The organism is Levilactobacillus yonginensis, from assembly GCF_003946265.1.
Lineage (GTDB): Bacteria > Bacillota > Bacilli > Lactobacillales > Lactobacillaceae > Levilactobacillus > Levilactobacillus yonginensis.
In genome coordinates, this window is sequence record NZ_RHNO01000042.1 from 1 (window position 1) to 7,715 (window position 7,715).

9 protein-coding genes and 1 pseudogene are annotated in these 7,715 nt (G+C 38.4%); 4 read left to right on the forward strand and 6 right to left on the reverse strand.

Annotated features, from left to right (window positions below):
- Positions 1-126: 126 nt before the first annotated feature.
- On the reverse strand, positions 127-1,047 hold the full coding sequence (locus EKM87_RS12000) for an IS30-like element ISLsa1 family transposase (RefSeq protein WP_057877460.1): 921 nt from the start codon (positions 1,045-1,047) through the stop codon (positions 127-129).
- A gap of 99 nt (positions 1,048-1,146) precedes the next feature.
- On the opposite strand from EKM87_RS12000, the pseudogene EKM87_RS12005 reads away from it, so the two are divergent.
- The 3 genes and pseudogenes from EKM87_RS12005 to EKM87_RS12015 form a co-directional block, all read left to right on the forward strand.
- A pseudogene (locus tag EKM87_RS12005) lies at positions 1,147-1,938 on the forward strand (RepB family plasmid replication initiator protein); the annotation flags it as partial.
- Positions 1,931-2,503, forward strand: a complete 573-nt coding sequence (locus EKM87_RS12010) for a helix-turn-helix domain-containing protein (protein WP_125574589.1) — start codon at positions 1,931-1,933, stop codon at positions 2,501-2,503. The pseudogene EKM87_RS12005 and the gene EKM87_RS12010, both read left to right, overlap by 8 nt.
- The gene (locus EKM87_RS12015) at positions 2,491-2,691 is read left to right on the forward strand and encodes a hypothetical protein (RefSeq protein WP_020090466.1); all 201 of its coding nucleotides are present in this window, start codon (positions 2,491-2,493) and stop codon (positions 2,689-2,691) included. Before EKM87_RS12010 ends, EKM87_RS12015 begins: the two co-directional genes overlap by 13 nt.
- A gap of 42 nt (positions 2,692-2,733) precedes the next feature.
- On the opposite strand, the gene EKM87_RS12020 is transcribed toward EKM87_RS12015, so the two are convergent.
- The 3 genes from EKM87_RS12020 to EKM87_RS12030 all read right to left on the reverse strand — a co-directional run bounded on the left by EKM87_RS12020 (position 2,734) and on the right by EKM87_RS12030 (position 5,098).
- Positions 2,734-4,068, reverse strand: coding sequence for a dihydrolipoyl dehydrogenase family protein (locus tag EKM87_RS12020; RefSeq protein WP_002831210.1), 1,335 nt, complete (start codon positions 4,066-4,068; stop codon positions 2,734-2,736).
- A 152-nt stretch (positions 4,069-4,220) separates the two neighbouring features.
- Positions 4,221-4,793, reverse strand: a complete 573-nt coding sequence (locus tag EKM87_RS12025) for an MFS transporter (protein ID WP_225416435.1) — start codon at positions 4,791-4,793, stop codon at positions 4,221-4,223.
- Entirely contained in the window at positions 4,766-5,098 is a 333-nt protein-coding gene (locus EKM87_RS12030) for a hypothetical protein (RefSeq protein ID WP_225416436.1), read from the reverse strand. The genes EKM87_RS12025 and EKM87_RS12030 overlap by 28 nt, the downstream gene beginning before the upstream one ends.
- A gap of 230 nt (positions 5,099-5,328) precedes the next feature.
- Between EKM87_RS12030 and EKM87_RS12035 the strand changes: the two genes are divergently transcribed.
- A complete protein-coding gene (locus EKM87_RS12035) occupies positions 5,329-5,910 on the forward strand; it encodes a recombinase family protein (protein ID WP_125577931.1) in 582 nt (193 codons plus the stop codon).
- A 323-nt stretch (positions 5,911-6,233) separates the two neighbouring features.
- On the opposite strand, the gene EKM87_RS12040 is transcribed toward EKM87_RS12035, so the two are convergent.
- Both EKM87_RS12040 and EKM87_RS12045 read right to left on the reverse strand, forming a co-directional pair.
- A complete protein-coding gene (locus tag EKM87_RS12040; RefSeq protein WP_011669001.1) occupies positions 6,234-6,473 on the reverse strand; it encodes a hypothetical protein in 240 nt (79 codons plus the stop codon).
- Positions 6,474-6,476: 3 nt separating this feature from the next.
- A complete protein-coding gene (locus EKM87_RS12045; protein ID WP_011669002.1) occupies positions 6,477-7,262 on the reverse strand; it encodes a ParA family protein in 786 nt (261 codons plus the stop codon).
- Positions 7,263-7,715: the final 453 nt, after the last annotated feature.

Genomic DNA, 7,715 nt, shown 5'->3' on the forward strand with positions numbered 1-7,715 from the left:
AAGGTGTTACAAAAATAAGTCACGCCTCTCAAGCTTTACCTAAAACGAAAAGCAGATCAAAATTGCCCTTTTCTCAACAAATTGAGAAAAGGGCAATTTTGATTTGATAAAAGGCAAATTACAAGTTTAATCCGAACAAGCCCGGAATCTTTCAATGGCAGTCTGTTGATGATGTATTTTTAATGGTCGTTGATTAATTAGTTCAAGTGCTGCTAGGATCTCATCAGTCGTTACTTGGCTAAAATTGGTCTTTTTCGGGAAGAACCAGCGTAACCGTCTATTAAAATATTCATTGGAACCTCGCTCCCATGGTGAATATGGATGGCAAAAATAAACTTTGATCTGATAATCCTGTTCTAAGGCCTGATAATTGGCAAACTCTTTACCATGATCAACAGTAATGGATTTTACTTGGGGACCGAAGGCCCCCATAAACTTGCCAAAGGCGGTGTTTAGAGCCTTAGCCGTTCTATTAGGGGCTTTGATGGCCCATAGAAGTCGGCTCTTACGTTCTACGAATGTAACCAGACATGATCGTGACTCACTTCGACTAGAAAGCACCGTATCTACTTCCCAATGACCAAAAGCTAACCGTTGATTAACAGTTGTTGGCCGTTGTTCGATGGAAGTCCCACTTGTAAATTTCCCACGATTTTCGCTCACTCGGTGCTGGCGGACATTCCGATTGGGTAGATCAGTCAATTTGAAGGGGAGCCAGCCACGATTAAGCCAATTATAAATTGACGCAGTGCTCAAGTTATAAGCGGCCGCAATGGTTTCTGGCGACCAGGTTAATCGTAAGTGATTGGTAATTAAAGTCGCTAATGCTGCCGTCAGCATCGAACGACGACCGCAATTCCGCCTTTTGCGATCTGCATCTTGCTGAGCTAATTCTGGATCATAAGGTTTAACCCGGTCCAACTCATAGCTAATCGTAGCTTTGGCGACGCCTAAGGCGTCAGCCATTACTTGGTAAGATTTATTCCCCTCATTGACCAGTTGTGCTAGTGCGCCACGTTGAAAACGTGATAAAGTAGATGTACCCAAAGTAATCACTCCCTATATTGGTTGGAATTAGCTACTACCATTGTAAGTGATTGCTTTGGGCTTTTTAATTTCTGTTCGGATTAATTATAGAATTTGCCACAACTTAAAGACTTGAGCAACTATAAACCAACTGCAAATAATCGCTTTGAAGATGATATTCAAAGAACTTATGAAAAACTAATGGGACTTCATTTTGGAAGACGTAGTAAAAGTGGATTAACTCGAGAGTTTTTTGTTTTGTTTACAGAATTTAAAATTGATGGAGATGCAGAAGAACCTTATGTAGACGTAAAAGTTTATGAACGTGCTTTACCCCTTTTAAACAAGCTTGAAAGTTGGGTTCGTTATGCTTTAGCGGAATTTAGAGATCTTAGAAGCAGTTACGCCAAAACTGCCTTTAGATTGTTAAAGGGTTTTAGAACAACAGGTTATGCTTTTTTATCAAAAGAAGACTTTTTTGAATTACTTGATATTCCTAAAAGCTATTGGACAAAGTCAGGAGATATTGATAGGTATGTTATAAAGCCCATCAAAGAAGAGTTAACACCATTATTTAGAGGCCTAGCTATTAGAAAGAAATATGGCAAGGGACGTGGAAAACCAGTAATAGGCTATTCATTTACCTGGAAACCCGAAAAGAAAGGCGCTAATGACTTCTCACAAGGTAAATTACAAGATGAACGACAAAAACTTTTCAATATTCAGCATAATAGTGAACTAGCAGAACAGGAAAAATGGCGCGCTACTGATAAAGTTAAAGGATTACCACTAGGATCCACTGAAAAACAAGCATTGGCTGATAAACAGGCTGAACATGATAAAAAAATAAGAGATCAAGCAAGACAAGAAGCACTTGCTGAACTCCGAAAGGGGTTTGGAAATAATGCCTAAAACAATTAGAGAACTTGCTGATGAATTGGGCGTTTCAAAGCAAGCTATATGGCAAAAGATAAAAAGAGATGCGTCAATCGATTTACGTCAATTTACATCAACAAAAGGTAATACTGTTTACGTTGATGTTGATGGGCAAAAAGCTATTAAAGCAATGTTCTCAAACAATTCGTCAACAAGATACCGTCAACAAAAAGATGATGTTGACGACAACAAAAAAGATGCGGTTGATGGACAAGATGAAGTGAAATTCCTTCGAAATTTAGTATCAGAAATTCAATCTGAAAAGAAAGAGTTACATAAGTTACTAGATCAGCAACAAAGATTGGCCTTACAGGACAAACAACTGCTCGAAGAATACAAAGCAGAAAACGACAGATTAAAAGTTCTCAAAATGCCCTCACAGGAAACAGAATTCAAACACTTAGACAATCAATATAAAGATGAAGTGAACGGGAACGCTCTTAAAGAGAAGTTGGAAAATTTGCAGGAACAAATCAAAGTTCAAAAAAGGATAGAAGAACAAGAAAAACCAAGAAAATGGTGGGGACTATGGCGAAAATAGATGATTCAGTTAAATTGACATCATTTAAAGGTAATTTATATGATGTGATGAAGTTAATCTTAGCTAAACGTGGGGTAAGTGTAGGACGAGCACGTAATCCTTTACCACATGTAGAAGATGATGAAATGGATCATGTTGAGGTAGTACGGCAACATATTGATGATGCAATTGCTGAATTTACTAAATAATAAAAAAACGCCGAGTCTCCTTAAAAGAGGCTCAGCGTTTTTTTAAATCTGTGACCAGACGTCCGCTCCCAAAGTAGGGAAGAGAGGTACGATGCGGCCTAGTTGTTCAGCTGTATATTGAAACTCAATTGCTGGTAATAAAACGTTAATTGCATCGGCAGCATGTTCACTAACTTCAGCTGCTCCTACAAGATGATGGTCTTGATCGTAAATCAAGGTGTTATCACCAATTGTTTCCTTATCAACTTGGCGGAACCATCCGTCAGGAAGATGATTAGTTTTAATGGTGTAATCAGGATTTTGCTGAGCTTCTTCGACGCTCATACCAACCTGTGCGATTTGTGGTGAGGTAAAGACAATGGTTGGGATGGGCGGATAGTTGATTGCGTCAGTAGTCTTTCCTGTGAAAAGTTGGGTTAAATAACTAGATTCAAAGATCGCAGTCGGGGTGAGCTTAGGCTGTTCTTTATCAAGCACATCACCAGAAGCATAGATGTTATCAATGTTAGTTTGAAGATGATCGTTAACTTCGATCCCGTTAGCATTGTAACTAACGCCTACTTCGTCTAATCCGATGTTTTCGATGTTAGGAATTCGTCCGGTAGCATCCAAAATCCAGTCGGTGGTGAGGGTTTCGTGATCGTTATAAGACACGGTAAAATGAGAACCGTCTTCCTCAAAACGATCCACCTGAGCGTTGTAAATGAACTTCACCCCTCGTTTTTCGAGGTCGGCAATGACTTGTTTTACGTAATCTTGATTAAATTTGCGCAACGCCCGATTATGGCGTAAAAGTACAGTGACGTTCGCGCCGGCAGCATTGGCAATCGTGGCAAATTCCATGCCGATATAGCCCGCGCCAATAATTACGATATTTTCAGGAAGCTGTTTGAGGTTCATAAAATCGGTACTGTCATGCGTAAGTTCTGAGCCCATAACATCTAGATGGTGGGGACGTAGCCCCGTTGCAATCACGATTTTGTCAGCGGTGTAGCGCTGTTGATCCACTTCGATGGTGTGAGCATCAACAAATTTTCCACGACCGTGAATAATTTCGATGTCAACAGAGTCGAGTAAACCAGTAATCATGTCCGGCAAGCCGTCGATGACTTCGTGTTCATGTTCTACATTGGCAGTCCAATCCAGCTTTAAGTCACCATTTACAATGCCATCAAGGCGTTCTTGGTGGCGTAAAAGTTGAACCGGGTTGTCCAGCGTAATTTTCGCGTTGCATCCACGGTTTGGACAAGTTCCCCCGATTTTGTCCGCTTCGATAATGGCGACTTTTTTACCACTATTAGCTAGTGGAACCGCCCCGTCGAAGGCACCATGCCCCGCGCCTAAGTACAAAACATCAAATTGATAACTTTCAGTCATTTAATTACCTCCATCCTAAATTTAGGTGAATAAATAATTACCATTGTTGGCACGAGCATAGCAGAGGATAGGTGCGAGTTGCAAGCGATTGCAACTGAAGAGAACAAAAAGCAATCCTTAACTTTAAATAAGGATTGCTAAAAAATATCTTACTAACGTTTTAATGATTTAATCGATAGCATTGAAATACCACCAATCAAGGAAAAAATAAATGAAACAATAAAAATTCCAGAATAACCAAAAAGACTTATGACGGCAGCGGCTAAAACGGGTGCGATAGCTTGTGTAATTGTATTACCTAAGTTGTAAACACCTAAGAAAAATGCAACACGATTTTGATCGGGGATAACTTTTAAGTTTAATAAATTATCAAGTGCGTTCCATAAGCCCATTCCTAAACCGGCAGCTAAGGCGTAAAGAATAATACCAGTATTATTTCTTAAGAAGAACAGGGAGAGACCTGCAATTGCTAATAAGATAGTTGAGAGACCTACTGGTAATTTCAGTATTTTAAATTTATTAGATAGTGGCCCAGCGACTAATCCCATCAAAATGCCAAAAATAAGCATAATCATGTTAACAAGTTGGATAGAAGATTGAGTTTGATTACCACGATGAAGAAAGTCGGTCATTATATATAAAATGTATCCTGTAATTGCAAAGTTTCCAACTCCCTGAAACATTTTTCCTATAAGAGCTAGGTAGTAGTCGCGCCAATTTGCCAAGAAGGAAAAATTAACTTTACATTTTTTAAAGAAAACTTTTCTTTCTTTTTAGTTGAGGTTTCATCTAAATTAGAAGGCTCATGGACAATCAAAGTTGCAATTAATACGCCAGCAAATGTGAATATACCAAAGACTATAAATCCTAGTCGAAACTGGCTAAGGAACAAAGCACCGATAACGTTAAATCCGTTATTACCTAAAGCCATGCCTAGACCACCATAAGCAGAAGAAGCAGTCCCCTTTCCATCTTCAGGTGCAAAGGATAATCCAGATTTAAAAAGCCAAGAGCTAAAAAAGCCCAACAAACTTTACAACAATAATCGTAAAAAGCGCCTAGAAATAGGCTTTTTTTCATGTTTCGACGTTTGAGAAACGCATTCTAAGTCCAGTTTTTATTAATAAATGGGTTAATGTCCGCTAAATGAATATATAAACTGCGTCATAACTTAACAGTTGTGGCCTGTTTTTTGATGCTGTATAATTAAAGGGTTAGAACCGTGTCATTACTTAATGACATAAGTAAGGAGAGAAAAAGATGAAATATGGCTATGCGCGGGTCAGTACCACTGATCAAAAATTAGCAAATCAAATTGAGTTACTAAAATTGGCAGGAGCAGAAAAAATCTTTCAGGAAAAGTTTACCGGCACAACTACTGAACGACCGGAGTTTCGAAAACTGTTGCGCGCTCTAAAAACAGGTGATACTTTGATTGTCACTAAGCTGGATCGGTTTGCGCGGAACACGCGCGAGGCCTTAGCCATTATCCAAGAGTTGTTTAAAGAAAATGTCAAAGTCAACATTTTGAATATGGGCTTAATTGACAATACGCCGACTGGCCAATTAGTCTTTACAATATTTAGCGCCTTTGCGCAGTTTGAACGCGATATGATTGTCACGCGCACACAAGAAGGTAAATTGTATGCCAAGCAACATGATCCGTTGTTTCGGGAAGGGCGACCGAAAACGTATTCTGATGAACAAATCAGATTTGCTTATGAGCTGCGAAAACAAGGCATGACCTACAAGATGATTGAACGAAAGACGGGGATTAGTAAACGCACGCAGCAGCGACGGTTTAAGTTAATTGAGAAACCAAGTGATACTTCTAAAATCTAAAACAGGTGAAAGATCATGAAAAAGGATATTTGGTAGATTGTGTATGTCCTAAATGGACACAAGCAACGCTCCTAAGCAAAGCCTGTATGTACTGATTTCAGAAAAGCCCTCTATTCCGCGTAATAGAGGACTTTTTTGTGTGCATTCTGCTTAATTTAAACGGACAAGTATACATCTAAAAGGTGAACGTGTTGTCTGAGAGCGCGTAATTATTTACTTTTTTCTTTGTTAGCATCGCTGGATTCCAAAGCCTGCATTTGAGTCGTAAGCGTATTTTGTTCAGGTTAAATTAAAATTGCAAGTTACTTATTACAAGTTACAAGTTACTTGTAATCTGTATCTGGGTGACTCTTTTTATAGCTTCGAAGCCCACGCTTTATTATGTCATCTAAAATCTCAACCATTTTTGTATTTTCTTCGAAGGCAATTTTTCGAATATCATTGTAAAATGATTCTCTAACTCGTAATGGTTTTGTTTTTTCTTTTCGTTTAAAAGGAGAGTCGCCATCTTTTAATTGACTCTCTGCATCAATCTGATCTAAAAGACTTTTCTTTTCCGGCATATTCTACTCCTCCAACAGATTAATTCGTGATAGAGCTTCATCTAATACTACTTGATACATATATAAAGCCCTTTTGTCCCACATATCCTCATCTTTAATTCCACTTTTTCCGAAACGTTTAACACGTTCTCTTTGAAATACGTTCCCATGAAATAGGGCTTTTCCAAAGGCTTGATTAGCGGCTTTCAACACTTCATGATCGACAGGTCCGTCTTTTTTAACCAGATAGGCAATAATGCCAAGCAAATCAAATGATTTGTCATAGTCTTTTCTAAGCCCTTGAAGATAGCTTACAAATTTTAAAGAACTTGAGTAAGATTGCTCTTGAGTCTGCATAACCATAATTACGTAATCTGAGGCTAAAACGGCATTATTTGTATATGCTGATAGCGTTGGCGGAACGTCTATTAAAATATAATCATAATCATTTCTAATTTTTGTTAGCAAAGTTTTTAAAAATAGTGGTCGGTCACTTTTCTTATAATCTTCAAGCATATCAGGAAGCAAAGATAAGCTCCAATCACTAGGCATCAGATCAAGGTAATCTGTGACGTGTGCAATGGACTCAGATAAATCCAGATTCTTAATACCATCAGTTAAACTTTTGGAATTTTTTTGTTTGAATACAGGAAATGTTTTTTCTATAATTTCACTAGCATTTCCTTGTGGATCAAAATCAATTAATAAGGTTTTTCTATGGGCTTTATTTAATAGATAAGAAAAGGTTACACAAGTTGTTGTTTTTCCAACTCCACCTTTAAAGTTTCCTATCGTGATCGATGTGGTCATACAGGATCCTCCAGACTTGAACTTATTAGTTCATAGTCATTGTAATGCAACGAGCATAGCAATTCAACGTAAATATAAAGATACAAATTACAAGTATCAAATTACATGAAACTTGTTACAAATTACTTTTGTTATTTTTGCAATTTTTGTTTATAAACAAGCTGAATAGTGGTATGGTTAATTCATAAAATAGAACATAAAAAAACACCCACCGACGGGAATCGGTGAGCGCCACATAAAAGTCATCTAGTTTAATGACTATTATATCATGGCCGGTGCGATTTTTAAAGCCCTAGGGGACAAGCTGGGGTCTAAATCCAAGGAGACACGTTTGCCAGGGCGACTTCAATAAGTCTGGCTATACCACAACAAGGTCATCTGTACGGCTGGGTGGTGAATGGTGAGCGCGACCATTAACGGCGCGGGTGGTAAAACGAAGCTTCGGCTTGGTGC

Excerpts from the sequence above, each read along its gene's own strand:
- EKM87_RS12020 (WP_002831210.1), bottom strand. The coding sequence starts at position 4,068 with ATGACTGAAAGTTATCAATTTGATGTTTTGTACTTAGGCGCGGGGCAT.
- EKM87_RS12045 (WP_011669002.1), bottom strand. The coding sequence starts at position 7,262 with ATGACCACATCGATCACGATAGGAAACTTTAAAGGTGGAGTTGGAAAA.
- EKM87_RS12010 (WP_125574589.1), top strand. The coding sequence starts at position 1,931 with ATGCCTAAAACAATTAGAGAACTTGCTGATGAATTGGGCGTTTCAAAG.
- EKM87_RS12015 (WP_020090466.1), top strand. The coding sequence starts at position 2,491 with ATGGCGAAAATAGATGATTCAGTTAAATTGACATCATTTAAAGGTAAT.
- EKM87_RS12035 (WP_125577931.1), top strand. The coding sequence starts at position 5,329 with ATGAAATATGGCTATGCGCGGGTCAGTACCACTGATCAAAAATTAGCA.
- EKM87_RS12040 (WP_011669001.1), bottom strand. The coding sequence starts at position 6,473 with ATGCCGGAAAAGAAAAGTCTTTTAGATCAGATTGATGCAGAGAGTCAA.